Genomic DNA, 21,436 nt, shown 5'->3' on the forward strand with positions numbered 1-21,436 from the left:
ATTATCTTATTTTTTCATAACCGCAAGATTCTTCAATCTCTGATATTTTCATAAATGGAATAATATCATATTGAATTGCAGTATCATCGGACAAGTTATAAATATTGATATCTTTTACATTATCACGCATGAAACGAAAGAATGGCAATATTTTGTAAAAATCCCGACTCAACTCCGAGGGCATAGGATTCTTATTTTCATCATAAAAACGCGAACAACTCCCTGTTAAATCCAGACCGGAACAAATAATCCGAGCGTATTTCAGTGAATAGGCTATTTGGATTGCAGCAAAGGCAATAGTATGGCATGAACAATAACCAAGGCTAATGTCCTTACAAAATCCAACCAGCCGGCCTCTCTTAGATAAAGGTACAGAGATCAGCAGTTCTTTATGAATTTGACTCAAAATATTAAGTTTAATCTTCTTTATAAATCCACCTTTTTCCCTGCGGTAAAATGACCGTAGCACAAGGCAATTCTGAAGGATATATTGTTTATCTTCTTCGGAGGCATATTTATAAACGTCAATGTTTACGATGGTATAACGGCTTCTCTGGCTAAATTTATAAAAATCATCACGACGCTGATGTAAAAAGCGAACATCTGTAAGAACATAAATAAAAGGGACGATATTATGACTCAACAAATATTGCGCAGAACCATTGACAGCAATAACATCCTTTGTCCGTAATACTGACAAGGGTGTCTTTTGTGATGTAGGGCCGGATAGAAAAATAATAACATCATCAGATGTTTTATTTTCAATCAGGTTTTCGACATCTTTTTTGTCAATGTATCTAATATTCTTCATGATCAACCTGTAAAATAAATAACTCCGCGTAGAAATGACCTGACGAAGATGTGTATTTATGATATATGTCTGTTCTAACGCGCGGGTTTTCCTTTCAAGCGTCGCATAACGTTGCGCATTTTTTTACGATAAACTAAAAGATAATAACCAAGATCTTTAATCTCATTTTTAATGCCGTAATGACGTTCTAAATCAATACGATCTTTTGCCTTTCGTTGTGCCGAAGCGCGTTTCCCTGAGAGGTCAATAATTCTAACTTCACCATTTTTAATAATGAAGTTACCGCGGTGAGGATCACCAGATACCATACCATGTTGATGCAAGGAATTAATTGATTGTTGGATTTTATTTTTTAATTCATTATCAATATCGGGTATATCACACAACTCTACGCCATCAATATACTCAATGATCATGATATAAGTATGAACAAATCGTAAAGTTTTTCTCTCCGCCAATAAATAAAAGTCATTGAGCGTGTGCAACCCTTCACTGCGCACTTTTTGAGTTTGCTCAAAAAGGCGTTCGTAGTAATCTCCTTTTATTAGAGATTTAAAAAAACGCTCATTGCGCTTAATTTTTGGAGAGAAAACCTTAAGTATCAATTTACCGTAATCGGTATCAATAAGCATAACTTTTGTATCATCAATAGAGCGAAAAACTTTGATGATATTTATGTTATAAGACAAGAAATCATTTAATATATTGAGATATTTTGAATTTCTGTCATCAGTAAAAACTACCCAATCTTTGATCTTATTTTTCTGAATCATAATAAACCAATTAAATTTTATTTACGATAATATTTACGGTAAAGATAACGGACTCCTGCAATGATTCCGGTAAAGTAATGATGTTGTACTAACAAATGTTTATATCTTTTCTTAAATTCAATAACTGATTTTGCTTCTCTGGGTGAATCATTTTTCCATGGCGAATTATCTAAAGCTATTTTAAAATATTTTACAGATGGATAAATTGCCCATTTGTGCCATGGTTTAGTAGCACCTGTATAATGAATAAGAAGCGTATTTTCTGTAATTATTTTTTTATAGTTTTGATGAGTTTTATCTTTTAATTCACTTTTAATGGTATAAATAGTGTTGAATTCACGAGGTAAAAATATTGTCAGCCCCTTCAATAAGACGTTCATTACATCTTGATCAGGATATTTGTAGACATTATCTTTGCTCATAAGAATAGATAATGCTTTTTCTGTCAGTTTTGCATCAGCCCATTTTTTTAAATCTAAATAAACAACACCAGAATTGAAATATTGCCCTCGCAATTCAGGATCAGACAATCTGACCACTGCCTTTTCCTGCATTGGCTCGACGTCTTTGACAACGGCAGCCACCGCTCCGTTTAAATCCAGATGCAATAGTTGACTGATATCTCCCTTACAAACGACATCCGCATCAAGATAAAGCAAACGATCAAGAGTTAAACCCAAAAATTGAAATGCAAATAAACGGAAATACATTGCTCTCGACCAGACCTGCGTACAAGGCAAGCACTGGAGATTATCAGTATTGATTTTATAAAGCGTGATCCTTAATTGATATTGTTTTGCAAGATTTTCGGTTTTTTGAAAAAAAGCATCATTATAAACATCAGCAATAATATAAAAATCAAGATTAATATGTCGATTATTCAGGACAATTGATGTGATGGAAACACCTACACCATCAAGATAATTAGCATCGACACCATAGGCAACATTTAAACTTTCAGACGTATTTATATCAGCTAGCCGAAAATCCCAGGATTTAACTTTATCTATCTCTATGGCAGAAAATGAGTCCACAAGGCTACCCTTATATCATTACTTTATAGTTTCCAGGTTTTAATGCTTTATCTTTTTTATAAAATACAAAAGATAATTACTAAATCCCTTTAGGTATCTATGCTTTTTCAGCATATGTTTGGCACTATATCTCAACTGATTACTATTGTTTGGTTTCAGCAACGCAGTATTCTTCCATGGAGAGGCATTTTTGGCCTCCATAAAGGCTTGTGATACAGGATAATCCCAGGCCCAGTCATGCCAGGGTTTGGTTGGCCCAATATAATGAATAAAAATAGTATCTTTGGTTACAGGGTTTTTGAAACTTTCTTTCAGCTGATAGTTTAAACTAAACTGAGTATTATATTTTATATCAGCAAAAATAAGTTTATCTGCTAATAGCATATTCAATACATCCTGATCGGGATGCGTTATTTTTTTTACTATTTCTGGATCATTTAGCATTTCAATGGCTCGTGCAGAAACTTGTTCTACTGCCCATTGATTAACATTAATTAATAAAAAACCAGAGTTAAAATACCCATTAGCAATACCAGCGACACCTAACGAATACGCACGCTTCTCCCACCAGTCATTTTTTCCTTCCGCCACAACCATTGCGACTTTATGATCTGGAAATGAGAAATTGATTAACGGTTCTATTGACCCCTGGCAAATAATGTCTGCATCCAGGTAGAGAACTTTAGGTGCTTTATCAACGAAATAATCTGCAATGACAAAGCGAAAATAGATTGCGTATGTCCAGTTCTTGGTACTTGGTAATGAACGGAGTCGATTACCATTAATTAGATATATTTTAATTCTGGTTTTATACTGATGTGCCAGAGCATCAAAATATTTGCGATCGTCATCACCAAAATAATCAGTGAAAACATGGAAGCACAATCGACTCCCTTCATTATATTTTAATACTGAGGCAATGGAAATACCGCAACCAAAAAGAAAATTTTTGTCAGTACCATAAGCAATATCCAGACAAAGATTTTCTGTTTCTTCTTTATGATTATAATCAATAACTGAATTGAGAAATTCAGTTTCTTTGAAAAAAACCTGCTGCATTATTTCCTCCGGGAAATAGCAGAAACAATTATTTTTTGCAATCTGTCGTAATATATCGGTTGATAAAACTTACCGATAGATGTGGGAATAACATTATGTGCCAGGCTAATTTCACCTGAGATATATTTATCAAGAAGATTGATAAAACCTGTTAGCTCACCCGGTTGATATAAATGGCCATTAACACCCGGCTGAATCATATCACCAGGACCGGAGACACAATCTGCGCTGATACACGGAATACCCCACGACATCGCTTCAAGCAGGGTCATAGGAAAACCTTCAAAAGATGAGGTTAATAGCAATGCACTGACCTTTTTAATGTCCTGGCGCACTACCTCCCATGGCTGTTTTTGCCAGCCATGCCAGATAATTCGATCATTAATATTTAGTTCCCTACCATATGCCTGACATTTTTCAAAATCAGAGCCGTCACCTAATACATGAAGTTTCCAGTCACCTTGAGCTTGCGATAAGCCATCAAGCAGGTCTTTTATTCGTTTCTGGCCTTCAAATTTCATGCGCCCAACATAAATGAATGTTGCCGTTTCACCTTCTGCTGGCGCTGGAATGATCGAGTCTTTAGTTTCAACAGGGTTAAAAATAACGTTTATCGTGGACTCTGGCACCCCCCTGTTAATCATTTGCTGTTTAATGCCGGTACTGATCGCTAAATGGTAGTCTGCGCAGGTAATATATTCAGCATGCTTTTTATGATCTAAAGAGAAATGCGGCCATGAAAATACTGGCACATTGATACCTGACTTTTTACGCGCCTTTGCGGCATACAAACAAGAGATCACATCAATACAGATAACGACATCCGGCTGATAATCCTGAAGCCATTTACTCAAAGCATGAATATGTTTTGCCCGACGCAAAAAGCCTAAACGAATATTGGAAAATGAACACGAGTATTTAATCCCTTCCAGCCATTCCTTATTCATTTTGTCATTACGGCAGAGGAAAAACATTTCACTTTGGATATGTTGTTGTCTGAAAGTAGTAATGACATCACGGATCACTGTTTCCATGCCGCCGAATCCAGAAACTGCTTCGCCGATAAACGCTATTTTCATAGAAATTCTCATTAATTGAGTAAAACTCACTGTTCTAACGGTTTTATTTGTCTATAAAATCAGCAACAATTTTTGACATCATCTTATCGGGACTGAATTTATATAAACTATCATAGTCCATTGGTTCAACAGATGAGTTAATAAAATACTCTAACTTATTCCAATCATCATGGCCTATTATAAAAAAACGAGATTCATTATAGATTTCTGAACCAAGTATATTTATATTATTAGTAATTAATTTTTTATTGAAAAATAATGCCTCAAGTATACGCAGAGTCCAGCCAGATTGGTTTTCTTTAGTTATGTCAACAATTATATTAGCGTTCAATGTTCTTCTAATATTCTCTTCATAAGGTATCTGTTTTTCAATCAAATACTTTGAAGCCGGGGATGATGTCTTATCTTTGACAACATTAAAATCTAACTTACATCCTAGTGTTGTTAGTTTATCGGCTAACGCATTAATTATTTGATGACGTCCTTTATCACGACCAAGAAAGAAACATATTGGCTGGCTGTTATTTTTGTCAGATAAATTATAATCTATAACCTCTTCCATCCCTATAGGGAAAAATTGTTCTATTGCTTTAACTTTTTCATTCCCTATAAATCTATGCTCAAAATCATATATAACATCGAAATAATTGCCGTTATCAAAAATAAAATCTTCGCTAACAGTATTTCTTAGAAGCAAAACTTTATGACAATTAATATTTTTTAGGATTTGCTTATTGATACCTTTATTAATCACACTATCATTAAAGATAATTACATCATTTTTTTTAATGTCATTGAGATAATGTTTGATGAATAATCTCCCTAGCCATGTATTATCTATCCCTATTTTTGAAAATTTCTTATTTATCCAGTTGTATTTTTTGGGCGTTGTTACATTTTTTATCTTGTACTTTTTTTTCAGGTACTGGATCATTTTTAATTCATAATCTGCAACCCAATTTATAAAATAAATAGTCATAATGAAGTTAGTTCCAGTACATACTGATAAATATTTTTATAAACCTTTGCGTTGTGTTCGCTCTTTAATACGCTCTGCCTTAACGCTTGCCATGTTTAATAAATTTCGTTCAAGATAGACTATTGCACGTAAAGACTTCCCAAAATAAACCTTCATAAACCGCCATATGTCTCTCTGCGTCAGGCCAATATTCATCGATGAAAAATACAAGCCAATCAAATCCTTATCTCGCCAGCGACGCGGTACTTTTGCACGTATCTGTGCTCGATGCAGGTCGATTATCGAAATTTTTAGCTCATCTTCCCGACCAGTAAAAGGCAGGTGAAGCAAAAAATGGCAGATGTAGCAATCGCGGTGATTTATTCCTGCGGTGTGCATTTTACGCACCATGGTTGCCACTCGTGTAATCAGCATACGCTTAACACGTATATCAGGTGGATTGACCGCCCAGTCTGCACAATAATCTTCAAGGCTAATAGTGGGGGTGAGATCTTCTGTAATAATAAATGACGTGCGGGTTAATGGATTTAGCCCTCTTTCACCAAATCCAACACCGTACATCGTATCAACGCCGACATCACGCAACCGATGAATAGCATTCCATTCTCTGTCTGCCCCTAAAACAGGCATTCGCAACGAGAGCAGATTTTTTATAATCTCTTTTAATGTCGTCCCTTTGTGCCATTTGAGGAAATAGCTTTTCCCGGACAGTTCAAAGCGTAATGTGCGACGAGTCTCCAGTTCCCGGAAGACTTCACCATTTAGTTTTTTAACCTCGGTAAAAGCATCTTTACCGCGCCAAAGTGTGGCAAGCGGTTCTTTTAATTCAACCATCTAAACCACCTGTAATAATATCCGCAGCTTTCTCTGGCAGGCTATACAAATCCTGAGTATCGGCATAGTGGCGAGCATTCTCCGCCCAGGCCGCTCGCAGGGGAGACTGTGTTAACGCTTTACGTAAAACCTCATTTAATTGTTCCTGGCAGAAAGGTTCGGCAATGACCGTTCCACAATTAGCATCTGCAATATAATGCGCGTATCCACATACCGATGTGACCAAAACAGGTAATCCTGCAGCGATCGCTTCAAGAAGAACGATACCGGCAGCTTCCTGATAAGCGGGATGCAGTAATAGATCTGCTGCAGCCATTAATTCCGACACATCGTTGCGACCGGAAAAGAAACGCACATTGCTACGCACGCCAAGTTTTTCTGCCAACGCTTCAAATTTCCGCGGTTTATCCTGACCGACAACAAACAAAAGTGTATTGTGGCGTAATGATTCCGGTAACGATGCTAACGCTTCAATTGAGCGATCTACACCTTTGCGAACAAAATCTGATCCAACCTGCAGCAATAAGTTTTGTTGCTCGTTTATACCATTTTTCTGGCGATAAATTTCGCGACTGCCTGGAATTTGCTCACTGTATTTTCTGTCTGGATAGATACCGGGAGGAAGAATTTGAAAACGTTCCGGTTCGGTTTGGTAATGTTTCTGGAAATCGGCGATTTGCTTATCGGTCAGCATCATAAGTTTCGTCGATTTGCCCTGCTCGAAAGTCGCTCGCTCAAATGCAGCATAATGGCGATAGCGTGATGTCAGGCGATAGAAAAAACCTTTTTCCTGTGCCACTTTCTCGGCGTAACAGACATCGGCGGCAAAATAGACATCCAGCCCCGGCATCTTATTAAAGCCGACAACGCGATCGGCGGGATGTGTCTTCAGATGTTCTTGTACCCAGGCATAATATTCTGCATTACGCCCATGGTTAGTATGAGACTTAACCGGTACGCGAATGAGTTCAAATGCTTTCGGACAATCGCCTTCCCACGATTGCGTATATACCCGAACATGGTGACCTCGTGCTGCAACTGTTGATGCAATACGCATAAAGTCGCGTTGTAGCCCACCAAAAGGAAAATACTTATATAAACAAAACGCCACGATCATAATTGTACATTCCTGTCAGCCACAGGGGCATCTTCCGGCAACAACTTTTCCGTCGCGGCAATCACATCTTCCGCTGGAATAACAGAAAGATATTTTTTGTTGCGATCAAGTTCATGTCGGGTTGGCATTTTCTGATAATTCCCTGCCCAGAATTGAATAATATTATCGGTCCATGGACGCCAGAATACGTGATCAGTTGCACCAAATAGACTAATGACGGGGGTTTTCACTGCCGCAGCAATATGTCCTGGCGCAGAATCTACACCAATAAAAAGTACTGCATGATCAATTAACGCCCCTAGTTCAGGAAAACGTGTTTTACCTGCAAGACCGGTAATAGGTTTCGTTTGACAACCTCTCGCAATTTCATCGACGCAAGCGAGATCATCTGCCGAAGGCCCACAGGTCAGTACAACCTGATAGCCACGCCGTTGCAAGGCATCAATCACCATAGAAAATTTATCGTTGTCCCAACATTTGAATATCTGACGGGCGGTCGGTTGGATAACAACATAATGATCTTTTACGCCCAGTGCGTCTAATTCCTGACGCATCTTCTTCCAACAATCTTCGGCATAACTCATTGTTGTGTCAGTGTAGAAATCGGTAATACCTAATGGTTCAAGGACCGATAAATTACGCTCAACAATATGTGTGCCGTGTATTGGCGCTAAATGTGTAAAGCTTTTTTTCCAGATGCCATGCTGTCGGTGACCATAAAGTTGCGATATTTTCATACGTGCAGGTAAAAAACGCACCAACAATGCCACCATCCACTGATCGGTGAGATTAATGACCAGGTCGTAATTATTCGCACGCAGAGTTTTTATCAACGAAAGCGCATTTTTGATTTTATCGAATGTTCCTGCGCCTTTATTACTTATACCGTAGAGTGCATTAATTTCTGGATTTTCCGATAAAATAGGGATTGTGTCCTGATAAAGCAGCATATCGATTTTTGCGTCGGGATAATTCTGCTTGAGCGTACTGATGACAGGAGTAGTGAGTAACATATCTCCATGATATCGCATCTTTATGACCAGGATTTTCAGAAATGGCTTTTCCACTAGCGGCTCTTTTGTTGTGATTGTCTGGTTAAGTTAAGCAGAACAAAGCACGCTACCGCCCCAGGCTCAACAGCTACCTGAATACTGATAACGCACTTTCTTTGACGCGCTAGTGTATCATTTCTTTCGCTGCAATCCGATCCGAATGATTTTTATACACAATATATGTTTTAATAAATAAAATCATACAGATAATTTGACACCTTGATGCCGATAATTCCTAAGCTATTAACCTGAAGATTACAAATCTGGTCGATTTTCAATGAATCGCATAAAAATACAAAAAAACTGAAGATGTAGCGGCGGATTAGACCAAACAGCAGCTATTTCAGTCAAAAGCGGGAAAAGTAATGGTAAAGCCACAGCTAAATACATAGAATCCCCAGCACATCCATAAGTCAGCTATTTATTATGCTCGAATTGCTTTACACCGCCCTTCTCTACCTTATTCAGCCGCTGATCTGGATACGACTTTGGGTGCGCGGACGTAAGGCTCCGGCCTATCGAAAACGCTGGGGTGAACGTTACGGATTTTACCGCCATCCGCTAAAGCCAGGCGGCATTATGCTGCACTCTGTTTCCGTCGGTGAAACACTGGCGGCGATCCCATTAGTGCGCGCGCTACGTCATCGTTATCCTGATTTGCCGATTACCGTCACAACCATGACGCCAACCGGCTCGGAGCGCGTACTGTCGGCTTTCGGTAAAGATGTTCAGCACGTCTATCTGCCTTACGACTTGCCCGATGCGCTCAACCGTTTCCTCAATAAAGTCGACCCTAAACTGGTGTTGATTATGGAAACCGAGCTATGGCCAAACCTGATAGCAGCTTTGCATAAACGCAAAATTCCGTTGGTTATCGCCAACGCGCGACTCTCTGCGCGCTCTGCCGCAGGTTACGCCAGACTGGGTAAATTTGTTCGCCGCTTGTTGCGCCGTATTACATTGATTGCTGCGCAAAATGAAGAAGATGGTGCACGTTTTGTCGCCCTGGGCGCAAAAAATAATCAGGTGACCGTTACCGGTAGCCTGAAGTTTGATATTTCTGTAACGCCACAGTTAGCTGCTAAAGCCGTTACGTTGCGCCGTCAATGGGCGCCGCATCGTCCAGTATGGATTGCCACCAGCACTCACGATGGCGAAGAGAGCGTAGTGATTGCCGCGCATCAGGCGCTGTTGCAACAGTTCCCGAATTTATTGCTCATTCTTGTTCCGCGTCATCCAGAACGCTTCCCGGATGCGATTAACCTTGTTCGCCAGGCTGGTCTAAGCTATATCACACGCTCTTCAGGCGAAGTCCCCTCCACCAGCACGCAGGTTGTGGTAGGTGATACGATGGGTGAGCTGATGTTGCTGTACGGCATTGCCGATCTCGCTTTTGTTGGCGGTTCACTGGTCGAACGCGGCGGGCATAATCCGCTGGAAGCCGCTGCGCACGCTATTCCGGTACTGATGGGGCCACATACCTTTAACTTTAAAGATATCTGCGCACGGCTGGAACAAGCAAACGGACTGATTACCGTCACTGATGCCACGTCACTGGCAAAAGAGGTCTCCTCTTTACTCACCGACGCCGACTACCGTAGTTTCTATGGCCGCCATGCCGTTGAAGTACTGTATCAAAACCAGGGCGCGTTGCAGCGTCTGCTTCAACTGCTGGAACCTTACCTGCCACCGAAAACGCATTGAGGTTGTTATGCAAAAACGGGCGATTTATCCGGGGACTTTCGATCCCATTACCAATGGTCATATCGATATCGTGACGCGCGCCACGCAGATGTTCGATCACGTTATTCTGGCAATTGCCGCCAGCCCCAGCAAAAAACCGATGTTTAGCCTCGAAGAGCGCGTGGCGCTGGCGCAGCAAGCCACTGCACATCTGAGCAACGTTGAGGTGGTCGGTTTCAGTGATTTGATGGCGAACTTCGCACGTAAGCAACAAGCCACGGTGCTGATTCGTGGCTTGCGGGCAGTTGCAGATTTTGAATATGAAATGCAACTGGCGCATATGAATCGCCATCTGATGCCGGAACTGGAAAGCGTCTTTCTGATGCCTTCGAAAGAGTGGTCATTTATCTCTTCTTCACTGGTCAAAGAGGTGGCTCGTCATCAGGGCGATGTCACCCATTTCCTGCCAGAGAATGTCCATCAGGCGCTGATGGCGAAATTAGCGTAGCCTTTATGCCGGATGGCATGACCATCCGGCCCGCACCAATCACTTCTGACACTGCCTGCAATAAAACGTTGCCCGCTGCGCGTGTTTAGTCGCTACAATCGGCGTACCGCATACCCGACACGGCTCACCTTTACGTCCGTAAACCTGTAATTCCTGCGCAAAATACCCCGGTTTACCGTCGCTTTGCAGAAAATCCTTCAGCGTGGTGCCGCCTTGCTCAATCGACCGCAACAGCACCGTTTTAATCATCCGCACCAGAAGTTCACATTCTGCCAATGACAGCGATGATGCCAGCCGATCAGGATGGATCCCCGCCGCAAACAGCGATTCACTGGCGTAGATATTTCCCACGCCCACTACCAGTTTGTTATCCATCAACCAGGGTTTAATCGCTGTCTTTTTCTTGGCGCACTTTTGATGCAGGTATTCACCGTTAAAATCATCGCTAAGCGGTTCCGGCCCAAGATGGGCCAACACATTATGCCCTTCCAGCGCCCTGGTCCACAGCCAGGCGCCAAAGCGGCGGGGATCGGTGTAGCGCAGCACTTTGCCGTTGCTCATCACCAAATCAACGTGATCATGCTTTTCAGGGGGACGTTCTTCAGGAAGGATGCGCAAGCTGCCAGACATCCCCAGATGGATGATAATCCAGCCCTCTGGCAGCTCCAGCAGCAGATATTTAGCGCGGCGCTGCACGCTAAGTACGGGCTGATCGCTTAAACGGTAGATTTCTTCCGAAACCGGCCAGCGCAAACGACCGTTGCGCACAACTGCATGAAGGATGGTCGCGCCAACGAGGTGTGGTTCAATGCCGCGACGACTGGTTTCAACTTCGGGTAATTCAGGCATAGCATCTCCGGGAATGAACAGATGCAAATAATATGGGGACAGGCAGATAACAAAAAACCCCGCCGGAGCGAGGTTTTTTGTCACAACAAAGCGAGAATTATTTGATTTTCGCTTCTTTGTAGATCACGTGCTGGCGAACAACTGGATCGAATTTTTTCAGTTCCAGTTTTTCCGGCTTAGTACGTTTGTTCTTCGTAGTGGTATAGAAGTGACCAGTACCAGCAGAAGAAACCAGCTTGATTTTCTCACGAATACCTTTAGCCATGATTTATTTCCTCTAAGTACTTAGTACTTTTCGCCACGGGCACGCAGTTCAGCCAGAACTGTATCGATGCCTTTTTTATCGATTACACGCATACCTTTAGCAGATACACGCAGGGTGACAAAACGCTTCTCGCTCTCAACCCAGAAACGGTGAGAGTGCAGGTTAGGCAGGAAACGGCGTTTAGTCGCGTTCAGTGCGTGGGAACGGTTGTTACCGGTCACCGGACGCTTGCCAGTAACTTGGCAGACTCGGGACATGTCTATTCTCCAAAAATCAAATTAGCTCGAGCTTCGTATGGGGTATTGGCGCCTCGTCAGGCTTTACAGCCCGGTCATCGCAGTTCTATGTGAACTCTCGATTGCCAGGCCCAAATGCCAAACCCGAGATTCTCAAAGGTGGCGTAGTATACGCTGACTCGGCGATGTGCTCAAGTCCCGAACAGACAAAGATCCCGAAGGATCGCGCATAGCGGATTAAATCCAGCCGCGTTCGGCAAAAGAAACATATTCTCCACGCCCAATCACGATATGGTCGAGCACGCGTAATTCCATGAACTGACAACTCTTTATTATCCGTTCGGTAATGAGTTTATCCGCTTTACTGGGCTCAGCACAACCCGAAGGGTGATTATGGGCAAGGATCAGCGCCGACGCGTTTATTTTTATCGCTTCGCGAACGATCTCCCGGGGATGCACTTCCACATGGTTTAGCGTGCCGGAAAACAGCCGGCTATGGGTAAGGACTCTATGCTGAGAGTCGAGAAAGATCACCATAAAGATCTCGCGTTCTTCGCCAGTCAATTGGCTTTGTAAAAATTCACGCGTCATCTCTGGGCTAAGTAGCGGGCTTTCTTCACGCATTCGCACGTTGTAGTAACGCCGCGCCAGTTCAGCAATCCCTTTTAGCTGGGCGAATTTCGCCACACCAATGCCATGAACGCCGCTAAATTGTTCGTATTCAGAGGATAACAAGCCGTAGAGAGAACCAAAATTCTCCAGCATTTCTTTCGACAGCGTTAGCACATCTTTGCCGCGCGTTCCGGTACGCAGAAACAGCGCCAGCAGTTCAACATCCGTTAGTGAGCTAATACCCAGCCTCAGCATTTTTTCGCGCGGCATCAACAATTCTGTATTGCTCTTCACCTTCACCTCCTTTGTGGAGGGCGCATCCTGTCATAGTCGCCCGGTTAAATCGACGGCCTGTTTTCAATCCTGGAAAGCGCCTCGCAAAGTGATTCTCAGGTGAAAGCACGACAACAAAAGTATTGTGATAAAATCGCCAACTTCTGGTGTCACCCAACAGGAAAAATCATCATGAGCCTGGCCGGTAAAAAAATCGTTCTCGGTGTCAGCGGCGGTATTGCTGCCTATAAAACCCCTGAACTGGTGCGTCGTTTGCGCGATCGCGGGGCCGACGTCCGCGTGGCAATGACCGAAGCGGCAAAAGCCTTTATCACTCCACTTAGCTTACAGGCGGTTTCTGGTTATCCCGTTTCCGACAGTCTGCTTGACCCGGCTGCCGAAGCCGCTATGGGCCATATTGAGCTGGGTAAATGGGCTGATTTAGTGATTCTCGCTCCTGCCACGGCGGATTTAATTGCCCGCGTTGCTGCCGGTATGGCGAATGATCTGGTGTCGACGATTTGCCTGGCTACGCCTGCGCCTGTTGCCGTGCTACCCGCCATGAACCAGCAGATGTTCCGTGCTGCGGCTACCCAGCATAATTTGGAGGTGCTTGCCTCTCGTGGTTTGCTTATCTGGGGACCCGATAGCGGCAGTCAGGCTTGTGGTGATATCGGCCCCGGGCGAATGCTCGATCCGTTAACCATTGTGGAGATGGCGGTGGCCCATTTCTCACCCGTCAACGACCTGAAACATCTGAACATTATGATTACCGCCGGTCCAACGCGTGAACCGCTCGATCCGGTGCGTTATATCTCCAATCACAGCTCCGGCAAGATGGGTTTTGCCATCGCCGCCGCCGCTGCTCGTCGTGGAGCGAACGTTACGCTGGTATCTGGCCCGGTTTCACTACCGACGCCGCCGTTTGTGCAACGTATTGATGTGATGACCGCGCTGGAGATGGAAGCTGCCGTGAAGGCTTCAGTACAGCAGCAAAATATTTTTATTGGTTGCGCCGCTGTGGCGGATTATCGCGCTGCTACCGTGGCCCGTGAAAAAATCAAAAAGCAGGCTACGCAGGGCGATGAATTAACAATAAAAATGGTTAAAAACCCTGATATTGTCGCCGGTGTTGCCGCACTAAAAGACCATCGACCGTACGTCGTTGGATTTGCCGCCGAAACAAATAATGTGGAAGAATACGCCCGGCAAAAACGAATCCGTAAAAACCTTGATTTGATCTGCGCGAACGATGTTTCACAGCCAACTCAAGGATTTAATAGCGACAGTAATGCACTACACCTTTTCTGGCAGGATGGAGACAAAGTCTTACCGCTTGAGCGAAAAGAGCTCCTTGGCCAATTATTACTCGACGAGATCGTGACCCGTTATGATGAAAAAAATCGACGTTAAGATTCTGGACCCGCGCATTGGGAAGGAATTTCCGCTCCCGACTTATGCCACCTCTGGTTCTGCCGGACTTGACCTGCGCGCCTGTCTCGACGACGCCGTAGAACTGGCGCCGGGCGACACCACCCTGGTACCGACCGGGCTGGCGATTCATATTGCCGACCCTTCACTGGCGGCGATGATGTTGCCGCGTTCCGGGCTGGGCCATAAACACGGTATCGTGCTTGGCAACCTGGTTGGATTGATCGACTCCGATTACCAGGGCCAGTTGATGATCTCCGTATGGAACCGCGGTCAGGACAGCTTCATCATTCAACCTGGCGAACGTATTGCGCAGATGATTTTTGTTCCTGTGGTACAGGCTGAATTTAATCTGGTTGAAGAATTTGACGCCACCGACCGCGGTGAAGGCGGATTTGGTCACTCTGGTCGTCAGTAACACATACGCATCCAAATAATGTCATAACATTGCCGCAAACATTTCGTTTGCGGTCATAACGTGGGTGCCGCCTGGCAAGTGCTTATTTTCAGGGGTATTTTGTAACATGGCAGAAAAACAAACTGCGAAAAGGAACCGTCGCGAAGAAATACTTCAGTCTCTGGCGCTGATGCTGGAATCCAGTGATGGAAGCCAGCGTATCACGACGGCAAAACTGGCCGCCTCTGTCGGCGTTTCCGAAGCGGCACTGTATCGCCACTTCCCCAGCAAGACCCGCATGTTCGATAGCCTGATTGAGTTTATCGAAGATAGTCTGATTACCCGCATCAACCTGATTCTGAAAGATGAGAAGGACACGACTGCGCGACTGCGTCTGATTGTGTTGCTGATCCTCGGCTTTGGCGAGCGTAATCCTGGCCTGACCCGTATCCTCACCGGGCACGCGCTGATGTTTGAACAAGACCGCCTGCAAGGGCGCATCAACCAACTGTTCGAGCGTATTGAAGCGCAGTTACGTCAGGTATTGCGTGAAAAGAAGATGCGTGAAGGTGAGGGCTACACTACCGATGAAACGCTACTGGCGAGCCAATTGCTGGCGTTTTGTGAAGGTATGCTGTCACGCTTTGTCCGCAGCGAGTTTAAATACCGTCCGACAGACGATTTTGACGCCCGCTGGCCGCTGATTGCCGCGCAGTTGCAGTAATATGACGCCGGATGACTTTCCATCCGGCGAGTTTCTTTAAACCCCGAACTCTTCGCGATAAGCCTTAACCGCCGCCAGGTGTTCCGCCATTTCCGGCTTCTCTTCCAGATAAGCAATCAGATCGTTCAGGGTGATGATAGAGATCACCTTGCAGTTGTAATCACGCTCAACTTCCTGAATCGCCGAAATCTCGCCACGACCCCGTTCCTGGCGATCGAGCGAAATCAACACGCCAGCAAGCGTCGCACCATTGGCCTGAATAATTTCCATCGACTCGCGAATCGCTGTTCCGGCGGTGATCACATCATCCACCAGCATTACGCGTCCTTGTAACGCGCTACCCACCAGATTGCCGCCTTCACCGTGGTCTTTTGCTTCTTTGCGGTTAAAGCAGTACGGCAGGTCGCGGTCATGATGTTCCGCCAGCGCCACAGCGGTTGTGGTCGCAATCGGGATCCCTTTGTAAGCAGGGCCAAACAGCAGATCGAACTCAATGCCAGAATCCACCAACGCTTCAGCGTAAAAACGGCCTAACAGCGCCAGGTCGCGCCCGGTATTAAACAGTCCGGCGTTGAAGAAATAGGGGCTCTTGCGCCCGGATTTCAGCGTAAACTCGCCAAACTTTAATACCTGCTTGCCAAGCGCAAATTCAATAAACTGGCGCTGATATGGTTTCATGCCTTCGCTCCTCATCTTACTTTTTTACGGACAAAAAAAAGGCGACTCATCAGTCGCCTTAAAAATCAGTTTGCCAGCGCCGCCTTCTGCGTCGCTACAATGGATTCGATTCCCCCTCGGGCCAGCGCCAACAAGGTGAGTAGCTCTTCATGGGTGAACGGCTCGCCTTCTGCCGTCCCCTGCACTTCAATGATGCGCCCGTCTTCGGTCATCACCACGTTCATGTCTGTTTCAGCGGCTGAGTCTTCAACGTATTCCAGATCGCAAATCGCTTCGCCGTTCACAATTCCGACAGAAACCGCAGCCACCATCCCTTTCATCGGATTGGTTTTCAGCTTGCCATTCTCAACCAGTTTATTCAGCGCATCTGCCAGTGCGACACATGCGCCAGTAATCGACGCGGTGCGCGTGCCGCCATCCGCCTGCAACACGTCGCAGTCCAGCGTAATGGTGAATTCACCAAGCGCTTTCAAATCCACCGCGGCACGCAATGCCCGGGCAATCAGACGCTGGATTTCCATTGTGCGTCCGCCCTGCTTACCTTTCGCTGCTTCACGGGCGTTGCGAGTGTGCGTGGAACGCGGCAGCATACCGTATTCTGCGGTGATCCAGCCCTGCCCCTGACCTTTCAGGAAACGCGGCACGCCTTCTTCAATAGAGGCAGTACACAGTACTTTCGTATCGCCAAATTCGACCAGCACCGAGCCTTCTGCATGTTTTGTATAGTTACGAGTCAAGGTAACGGGACGCACCTGATTATTGCTACGGCCTGCTGGACGCATATTGAAATCTCCGGCTTGAAACAAATGTGGCTGCGCATTATACGGACTTCCGGCGGTTATTCCTATCCTGACAAGACATCGATGGCTATAATCCTTCCACCTCTCCTTTCAAAAACAGGAACGTCTATGATCCGCAGTATGACCGCCTACGCCCGGCGTGAAATCAAGGGTGAATGGGGGAGCGCAACATGGGAAATGCGCTCGGTAAACCAGCGTTATCTGGAAACTTACTTTCGTCTGCCGGAGCAGTTCCGTAGCCTTGAACCTGTCGTTCGCGAGCGTATTCGCTCTCGTCTGACACGAGGGAAAGTGGAATGTACTTTGCGCTATGAGCCAGATGTCAGCGCACAGGGTGAACTGATTCTCAACGAAAAACTGGCAAAACAGCTGGTAACCGCCGCGAACTGGGTAAAAATGCAGAGTGACGAAGGGGAAATCAACCCGGTTGATATTCTCCGCTGGCCGGGTGTAATGGCCGCCCAGGAGCAGGATCTCGACGCCATCGCCGCCGAAATTCTCGCTGCGCTGGACGGCGCCCTGGACGACTTTATCGTCGCCCGTGAAACCGAAGGTCAGGCGCTAAAAGCGTTGATCGAGCAGCGCCTGGAGGGCGTCACTGCCGAAGTGGCTAAGGTCCGTGCCCATATGCCTGAAATTCTGCAATGGCAGCGTGAACGCCTGGTCGCGAAACTGGAAGATGCCCAGGTACAGTTGGAGAACAACCGTCTGGAACAGGAGCTGGTTCTGCTGGCGCAGCGTATTGACGTTGCCGAAGAGCTGGACCGGCTGGAAGCGCATGTCAAAGAGACCTACAACATTCTGAAGAAGAAAGAAGCGGTTGGCCGCCGCCTGGACTTTATGATGCAGGAGTTCAACCGCGAGTCGAACACTCTGGCCTCGAAGTCTATCAATGCCGAAGTAACAAACTCCGCCATTGAGCTGAAGGTGTTGATCGAGCAAATGCGCGAACAGATCCAGAATATCGAATAAGCCATCAGTAAAAATCACCAAGCAGCAAAAAAACACAAAGCCCGCGAAATGTCGGGCTTTTTTGTTATCATGAGCTATCATAACGACGCAACAAAGCGCACAATATGCGTGTACATAGAGGTGTACATAATGACTTTCATGTACATTGCTTTATGTACACACCCATATTCGATATTCAGGTATTCGCAATGCCAAAACTCACAGATATGCAGATCCGCGCATGGATAAAGGCGGGAGACAGATTTGATGGCAAGGCAGACGGCAACGGCCTTTATATTTGCTACCCCAAAAACTACACAGTCCCGTTCTGGCGATTCCGCTATAAGCTCGCAGGAAAGCAGCGGGCTATGGTTATAGGCTCTTACTCCGAACTGTCACTATCAAAAGCCAGAGAAACAGCAAAAGAGCTGTCAGCCAGAGTTGCTCTTGGCTATGACGTAGCAGCAGAGAAACAGGAACGAAAAGCTGAAGCACTGGCAAAAATGGAGGCTGAGAAAAACGCCATGCGTGTTTCAGATCTGGCCTCCGAATACTTCGAGCGCCAGATACTTCCGAGATGGAAACATCCCGATATCCTTCGCCGGAGAATTGATAAGGATATTAACCCCTGCATTGGGCATATGAAGGTAGAGGACGTTAAGCCACGCCACATTGACGACATGTTGAAAGGTATCGTTGACCGAGGAGCACCAACGATAGCAACAGATGTATTACGCTGGACACGCCGTATCTTTGACTATGGGATAAAACGCCACGCTCTGGAGATAAACCCTTGTTCAGCGTTTGAAGTATCTGATGCTGGTGGTAAAGAGGTTTCCCGCGACCGTTGGCTAACTCGCGATGAGCTTATCAGGCTATTCGAGGCTATGCGCACCGCAAAAGGATTCAGCCGCCAGAACGAACTGACATTTAAGCTATTGCTGGCACTATGCGTTCGTAAGATGGAGTTATGCGCCGCACGATGGGAAGAGTTTGATTTAGATGGTGCGGTATGGCATTTGCCGGAAGAACGCAGCAAAAACGGAGACCCTATTGATATACCTCTACCTTCCCCAGCCGTTGAATGGTTGAGAGAGCTACACACCTTTTCATGTAATAGCGCATGGGTGCTTCCGGCCAGGAAGATGCAAAACAGAATGATCCCACATATTCAGGAAAGCACTTTACCCGTAGCACTGGCTAAGGTTCGCGCCGAAATGCCGGATGTGCCTAATTTCACGATTCACGACTTCCGACGCACCGCACGTACTCATTTAGCAGCGTTGGGTGTTGATCCTGTTGTGGCGGAACGATGCCTCAATCATCGCATTAAGGGCGTAGAGGGGATTTATAACCGCCATCAGTATTTTGATGAGCGTAAAGCAGCACTGGCACAGTGGGCTGATCTGCTGGTGGCACTGGAAAGCGGAAAAGACTACAACGTAACGCCTCTCAGAAGGGCGAACTAACTGAATAGATTGAGCCTAGCTCGACGGGGCGAAAAGCGGGAAGCCTTACCGCCTGGCTCAATCACAAAATAAGGCGCAGCGTAAAAGGTGACGCAATGAACGACTCTCATGAAACAACTGCGGTGCATAGAAATTTATGGCAGGAATCAGGTATTCCACCTTTGGACTACTGCACGATAGAGCGAGCATCAAAATTATTAAATTGTGAAATTGATGATATATGGCATTGGAAAGATAGACTACATATAGACTTTTATGTCTATGCTGACTTTCTTGATTTCATTGAAGCTGATGCCGCCATCCACTTCAAAAAAGATGCTGATTTTATAACTGATTTATTACTTATGTACCCAGAAGAAGTAAGGTTTACATTTCCTTTTCTTATTACCAGCGCAAGCAACGAAGTTTATATCCCAGCATCTGAAAGCGGTGCTTATGAGCTATTTTATGCACATAAACCACTGACAGTTGAAGACAGAGACAATAAAAATGTTTTTGAACAAATTGGCAAAAACTCTTTTATTGTAAGAAAATCAATTGCATGCGGATTGTTGCGTGTACGCGGTAGTACAACACGACATTATCATTCACAAGAATGTGGAGAGCCATATGTGCGACTTGAAGCAACATTTGATTGTGATCTATATAAATTCAAAATGCAAAGTTCCCAGATTCACCTGAGTAGCCTGTCAGATAAAAACATTTATATAACAAAGGCTGATTTAGAATATCTTCACGACGCAAAGGTTAATGGAAGTTTTGACGCAGCTAAGAGCAAAAAACGATACGAAATGGCGGTAGAACAGGAACTAATACCTGAAATAAAAAATAGCAACCATAATGCCGAGAGACATGCTGAAAACAGGGAAAAACTTTTCAAATCAGCAATATATCTTTTGTCAAAGTATCCTGATGAATGCCGTGGCAAAAAGAAAGAAATAAGCCCTGAGAAGTGGCGGGATTGCATAGTGGCTCATAAAGACGAAATTCCACCGTTAGCAATCACAAATGAAGATGTGATTTTGAGACACTTACGTGCTGCCGCCAACGGTAAGGGGTAGAGTAGCTAACTATTCAGGCACAGTATCATTACTGTGCCTTTTTATTGTTCATATATGTACAGATACTTCCTCCCGTAACGAAGCAACAACTATCGCTAAGAGGTTACGGGAAGCATGAACACCGACACTATTCCTACAAAAGGCTATATCAGACGCTTCCGCCTGGCTGAATTGCTGGGCGTTAGTGTATCCACCATCGACCGTAAAGTAAGAAACGGTTCACTACCACGTCCGGTAAAGCTGGGAGAAAAAATAACTGCGTTTGATGCGGTTGAGATTCACAACTGGCTGGCAGAACGCCGCGGGAAGGTGGCCTGATGGAAAAGAAAAACCGCCCATTACAGGCGGCTAATTCAGATATTCGCGTATCTGATGTTACGCCCCTTACAAAATCCCTTCAAGAACCAAAGCGCACACCGAAAAAGCATCGTGCCAGAGTCTATATGCTGCGTACTGGTATAGAGGGATGGACAGAAAATGACATTCTTCGCTACTGCCGTCTGTCTTCTGGTCGTAACTATGCAACAGAGTTAGAACGCCAGCTTGGAATCACTCTGGAGCGTATCGACGAAAAGAATCCTGATGGTATCGGAACACACCTTCGCTACCGTTTCTCCTGCCGTGGTGATGTTCTGAAAGTGATCACTCATGTTAACCATCTTGCGAACATAAATGATCACAACGGACTTTCTCAGCAGGAAATTGCCGACATTCTGAAACTCTACCCGAACGCGTTTAACGCCGCCTAACGGAGACTGAAA

General features: G+C 45.0%; 25 protein-coding genes. 10 read left to right on the top strand and 15 right to left on the bottom strand.

What is annotated here, in order from left to right:
* Position 1: 1 nt before the first annotated feature.
* The 9 genes from waaZ to rfaQ all read right to left on the bottom strand — a co-directional run bounded on the left by waaZ (position 2) and on the right by rfaQ (position 8,753).
* Positions 2–811: a 3-deoxy-D-manno-oct-2-ulosonate III transferase WaaZ gene (gene waaZ / locus PS053_RS13630; RefSeq protein WP_256879248.1), complete on the bottom strand. Its 810-nt coding sequence runs from the start codon at positions 809–811 to the stop codon at positions 2–4.
* Between the two features lie 74 nt (positions 812–885).
* Complete coding sequence (gene rfaY, locus PS053_RS13635; protein ID WP_125317721.1) at positions 886–1,584, bottom strand: lipopolysaccharide core heptose(II) kinase RfaY; 699 nt, start codon at positions 1,582–1,584, stop codon at positions 886–888.
* A 17-nt stretch (positions 1,585–1,601) separates the two neighbouring features.
* A complete protein-coding gene (gene rfaJ / locus PS053_RS13640) occupies positions 1,602–2,618 on the bottom strand; it encodes a lipopolysaccharide 1,2-glucosyltransferase RfaJ (protein ID WP_256879247.1) in 1,017 nt (338 codons plus the stop codon).
* A 39-nt stretch (positions 2,619–2,657) separates the two neighbouring features.
* Positions 2,658–3,677, bottom strand: a complete 1,020-nt coding sequence (gene waaO / locus PS053_RS13645) for a lipopolysaccharide 3-alpha-galactosyltransferase (protein ID WP_059258606.1) — start codon at positions 3,675–3,677, stop codon at positions 2,658–2,660.
* Positions 3,677–4,756, bottom strand: coding sequence for a lipopolysaccharide 1,6-galactosyltransferase (gene waaB / locus PS053_RS13650; protein WP_256879246.1), 1,080 nt, complete (start codon positions 4,754–4,756; stop codon positions 3,677–3,679). Before waaB ends, waaO begins: the two co-directional genes overlap by 1 nt.
* A gap of 43 nt (positions 4,757–4,799) precedes the next feature.
* Positions 4,800–5,735, bottom strand: coding sequence for an LPS core biosynthesis protein WaaS (gene waaS, locus PS053_RS13655; RefSeq protein WP_059256897.1), 936 nt, complete (start codon positions 5,733–5,735; stop codon positions 4,800–4,802).
* A gap of 36 nt (positions 5,736–5,771) precedes the next feature.
* The gene (rfaP, locus tag PS053_RS13660) at positions 5,772–6,569 is read right to left on the bottom strand and encodes a lipopolysaccharide core heptose(I) kinase RfaP (protein WP_256879245.1); all 798 of its coding nucleotides are present in this window, start codon (positions 6,567–6,569) and stop codon (positions 5,772–5,774) included.
* Complete coding sequence (gene rfaG / locus PS053_RS13665) at positions 6,562–7,686, bottom strand: lipopolysaccharide glucosyltransferase I (RefSeq protein ID WP_000634288.1); 1,125 nt, start codon at positions 7,684–7,686, stop codon at positions 6,562–6,564. The genes rfaP and rfaG overlap by 8 nt, the downstream gene beginning before the upstream one ends.
* Positions 7,683–8,753, bottom strand: coding sequence for a lipopolysaccharide core heptosyltransferase RfaQ (rfaQ, locus tag PS053_RS13670; protein ID WP_000414657.1), 1,071 nt, complete (start codon positions 8,751–8,753; stop codon positions 7,683–7,685). The genes rfaG and rfaQ overlap by 4 nt, the downstream gene beginning before the upstream one ends.
* Positions 8,754–9,164: 411 nt before the next feature.
* Here rfaQ and waaA point away from each other — a divergent pair, with 411 nt between their 5' ends.
* Both waaA and coaD read left to right on the top strand, forming a co-directional pair.
* Complete coding sequence (gene waaA / locus PS053_RS13675) at positions 9,165–10,442, top strand: lipid IV(A) 3-deoxy-D-manno-octulosonic acid transferase (RefSeq protein ID WP_000891550.1); 1,278 nt, start codon at positions 9,165–9,167, stop codon at positions 10,440–10,442.
* Positions 10,443–10,449: 7 nt separating this feature from the next.
* Entirely contained in the window at positions 10,450–10,929 is a 480-nt protein-coding gene (gene coaD, locus PS053_RS13680) for a pantetheine-phosphate adenylyltransferase (protein WP_001171860.1), read from the top strand.
* Between the two features lie 39 nt (positions 10,930–10,968).
* Here coaD and mutM read toward each other — a convergent pair whose 3' ends face one another.
* The 4 genes from mutM to radC all read right to left on the bottom strand — a co-directional run bounded on the left by mutM (position 10,969) and on the right by radC (position 13,185).
* The gene (gene mutM / locus PS053_RS13685) at positions 10,969–11,778 is read right to left on the bottom strand and encodes a bifunctional DNA-formamidopyrimidine glycosylase/DNA-(apurinic or apyrimidinic site) lyase (protein ID WP_059245001.1); all 810 of its coding nucleotides are present in this window, start codon (positions 11,776–11,778) and stop codon (positions 10,969–10,971) included.
* A gap of 97 nt (positions 11,779–11,875) precedes the next feature.
* Positions 11,876–12,043, bottom strand: a complete 168-nt coding sequence (gene rpmG, locus PS053_RS13690) for a 50S ribosomal protein L33 (protein WP_001051798.1) — start codon at positions 12,041–12,043, stop codon at positions 11,876–11,878.
* Positions 12,044–12,063: 20 nt separating this feature from the next.
* Positions 12,064–12,300, bottom strand: a complete 237-nt coding sequence (rpmB, locus tag PS053_RS13695; protein ID WP_000091955.1) for a 50S ribosomal protein L28 — start codon at positions 12,298–12,300, stop codon at positions 12,064–12,066.
* A 216-nt stretch (positions 12,301–12,516) separates the two neighbouring features.
* Positions 12,517–13,185 (bottom strand): RadC family protein, encoded by a 669-nt coding sequence (gene radC, locus PS053_RS13700; protein ID WP_010340830.1) that lies wholly within the window; start codon positions 13,183–13,185, stop codon positions 12,517–12,519.
* A 171-nt stretch (positions 13,186–13,356) separates the two neighbouring features.
* Here radC and coaBC point away from each other — a divergent pair, with 171 nt between their 5' ends.
* From coaBC to slmA, 3 genes are all read left to right on the top strand, one after another.
* A complete protein-coding gene (gene coaBC, locus PS053_RS13705) occupies positions 13,357–14,577 on the top strand; it encodes a bifunctional phosphopantothenoylcysteine decarboxylase/phosphopantothenate--cysteine ligase CoaBC (RefSeq protein ID WP_059221216.1) in 1,221 nt (406 codons plus the stop codon).
* Positions 14,555–15,013: a dUTP diphosphatase gene (dut, locus tag PS053_RS13710; protein ID WP_000976060.1), complete on the top strand. Its 459-nt coding sequence runs from the start codon at positions 14,555–14,557 to the stop codon at positions 15,011–15,013. Before coaBC ends, dut begins: the two co-directional genes overlap by 23 nt.
* A gap of 106 nt (positions 15,014–15,119) precedes the next feature.
* The gene (slmA, locus tag PS053_RS13715; RefSeq protein ID WP_000818597.1) at positions 15,120–15,716 is read left to right on the top strand and encodes a nucleoid occlusion factor SlmA; all 597 of its coding nucleotides are present in this window, start codon (positions 15,120–15,122) and stop codon (positions 15,714–15,716) included.
* A gap of 36 nt (positions 15,717–15,752) precedes the next feature.
* Here the strand turns inward: slmA and pyrE are convergent, their stop codons facing one another.
* Complete coding sequence (gene pyrE / locus PS053_RS13720) at positions 15,753–16,394, bottom strand: orotate phosphoribosyltransferase (protein ID WP_000806157.1); 642 nt, start codon at positions 16,392–16,394, stop codon at positions 15,753–15,755.
* A 65-nt stretch (positions 16,395–16,459) separates the two neighbouring features.
* Positions 16,460–17,176, bottom strand: a complete 717-nt coding sequence (gene rph / locus PS053_RS13725; RefSeq protein ID WP_001247086.1) for a ribonuclease PH — start codon at positions 17,174–17,176, stop codon at positions 16,460–16,462.
* A 126-nt stretch (positions 17,177–17,302) separates the two neighbouring features.
* Between rph and PS053_RS13730 the strand changes: the two genes are divergently transcribed.
* The 5 genes from PS053_RS13730 to PS053_RS13750 all read left to right on the top strand — a co-directional run bounded on the left by PS053_RS13730 (position 17,303) and on the right by PS053_RS13750 (position 21,424).
* Positions 17,303–18,166, top strand: a complete 864-nt coding sequence (locus tag PS053_RS13730; RefSeq protein ID WP_000621324.1) for a YicC/YloC family endoribonuclease — start codon at positions 17,303–17,305, stop codon at positions 18,164–18,166.
* A 188-nt stretch (positions 18,167–18,354) separates the two neighbouring features.
* On the top strand, positions 18,355–19,614 hold the full coding sequence (locus PS053_RS13735; RefSeq protein WP_001555742.1) for a tyrosine-type recombinase/integrase: 1,260 nt from the start codon (positions 18,355–18,357) through the stop codon (positions 19,612–19,614).
* 95 nt (positions 19,615–19,709) lie between these two features.
* Positions 19,710–20,675, top strand: coding sequence for a hypothetical protein (locus tag PS053_RS13740; RefSeq protein ID WP_001555743.1), 966 nt, complete (start codon positions 19,710–19,712; stop codon positions 20,673–20,675).
* Positions 20,676–20,789: 114 nt separating this feature from the next.
* Positions 20,790–20,993, top strand: coding sequence for a helix-turn-helix transcriptional regulator (locus tag PS053_RS13745; RefSeq protein ID WP_001090781.1), 204 nt, complete (start codon positions 20,790–20,792; stop codon positions 20,991–20,993).
* The gene (locus tag PS053_RS13750) at positions 20,993–21,424 is read left to right on the top strand and encodes a hypothetical protein (protein ID WP_000412543.1); all 432 of its coding nucleotides are present in this window, start codon (positions 20,993–20,995) and stop codon (positions 21,422–21,424) included. The genes PS053_RS13745 and PS053_RS13750 overlap by 1 nt, the downstream gene beginning before the upstream one ends.
* Positions 21,425–21,436 lie beyond the last annotated feature (12 nt).

The organism is Escherichia albertii (assembly GCF_028622335.1).
GTDB lineage: Bacteria > Pseudomonadota > Gammaproteobacteria > Enterobacterales > Enterobacteriaceae > Escherichia > Escherichia albertii.

What these genes read in the sequence shown, in the direction of transcription:
- waaZ (WP_256879248.1), bottom strand. Translation starts at nt 811, where the DNA reads ATGAAGAATATTAGATACATTGACAAAAAAGATGTCGAAAACCTGATT.
- rfaY (WP_125317721.1), bottom strand. Translation starts at nt 1,584, where the DNA reads ATGATTCAGAAAAATAAGATCAAAGATTGGGTAGTTTTTACTGATGAC.
- waaO (WP_059258606.1), bottom strand. Translation starts at nt 3,677, where the DNA reads ATGCAGCAGGTTTTTTTCAAAGAAACTGAATTTCTCAATTCAGTTATT.
- waaB (WP_256879246.1), bottom strand. Translation starts at nt 4,756, where the DNA reads ATGAAAATAGCGTTTATCGGCGAAGCAGTTTCTGGATTCGGCGGCATG.
- waaS (WP_059256897.1), bottom strand. Translation starts at nt 5,735, where the DNA reads ATGACTATTTATTTTATAAATTGGGTTGCAGATTATGAATTAAAAATG.
- rfaP (WP_256879245.1), bottom strand. Translation starts at nt 6,569, where the DNA reads ATGGTTGAATTAAAAGAACCGCTTGCCACACTTTGGCGCGGTAAAGAT.
- rfaG (WP_000634288.1), bottom strand. Translation starts at nt 7,686, where the DNA reads ATGATCGTGGCGTTTTGTTTATATAAGTATTTTCCTTTTGGTGGGCTA.
- waaA (WP_000891550.1), top strand. Translation starts at nt 9,165, where the DNA reads ATGCTCGAATTGCTTTACACCGCCCTTCTCTACCTTATTCAGCCGCTG.
- coaD (WP_001171860.1), top strand. Translation starts at nt 10,450, where the DNA reads ATGCAAAAACGGGCGATTTATCCGGGGACTTTCGATCCCATTACCAAT.
- mutM (WP_059245001.1), bottom strand. Translation starts at nt 11,778, where the DNA reads ATGCCTGAATTACCCGAAGTTGAAACCAGTCGTCGCGGCATTGAACCA.
- rpmG (WP_001051798.1), bottom strand. Translation starts at nt 12,043, where the DNA reads ATGGCTAAAGGTATTCGTGAGAAAATCAAGCTGGTTTCTTCTGCTGGT.
- rpmB (WP_000091955.1), bottom strand. Translation starts at nt 12,300, where the DNA reads ATGTCCCGAGTCTGCCAAGTTACTGGCAAGCGTCCGGTGACCGGTAAC.
- coaBC (WP_059221216.1), top strand. Translation starts at nt 13,357, where the DNA reads ATGAGCCTGGCCGGTAAAAAAATCGTTCTCGGTGTCAGCGGCGGTATT.
- dut (WP_000976060.1), top strand. Translation starts at nt 14,555, where the DNA reads ATGATGAAAAAAATCGACGTTAAGATTCTGGACCCGCGCATTGGGAAG.
- slmA (WP_000818597.1), top strand. Translation starts at nt 15,120, where the DNA reads ATGGCAGAAAAACAAACTGCGAAAAGGAACCGTCGCGAAGAAATACTT.
- pyrE (WP_000806157.1), bottom strand. Translation starts at nt 16,394, where the DNA reads ATGAAACCATATCAGCGCCAGTTTATTGAATTTGCGCTTGGCAAGCAG.
- rph (WP_001247086.1), bottom strand. Translation starts at nt 17,176, where the DNA reads ATGCGTCCAGCAGGCCGTAGCAATAATCAGGTGCGTCCCGTTACCTTG.
- PS053_RS13730 (WP_000621324.1), top strand. Translation starts at nt 17,303, where the DNA reads ATGATCCGCAGTATGACCGCCTACGCCCGGCGTGAAATCAAGGGTGAA.
- PS053_RS13735 (WP_001555742.1), top strand. Translation starts at nt 18,355, where the DNA reads ATGCCAAAACTCACAGATATGCAGATCCGCGCATGGATAAAGGCGGGA.
- PS053_RS13740 (WP_001555743.1), top strand. Translation starts at nt 19,710, where the DNA reads ATGAACGACTCTCATGAAACAACTGCGGTGCATAGAAATTTATGGCAG.
- PS053_RS13745 (WP_001090781.1), top strand. Translation starts at nt 20,790, where the DNA reads ATGAACACCGACACTATTCCTACAAAAGGCTATATCAGACGCTTCCGC.
- PS053_RS13750 (WP_000412543.1), top strand. Translation starts at nt 20,993, where the DNA reads ATGGAAAAGAAAAACCGCCCATTACAGGCGGCTAATTCAGATATTCGC.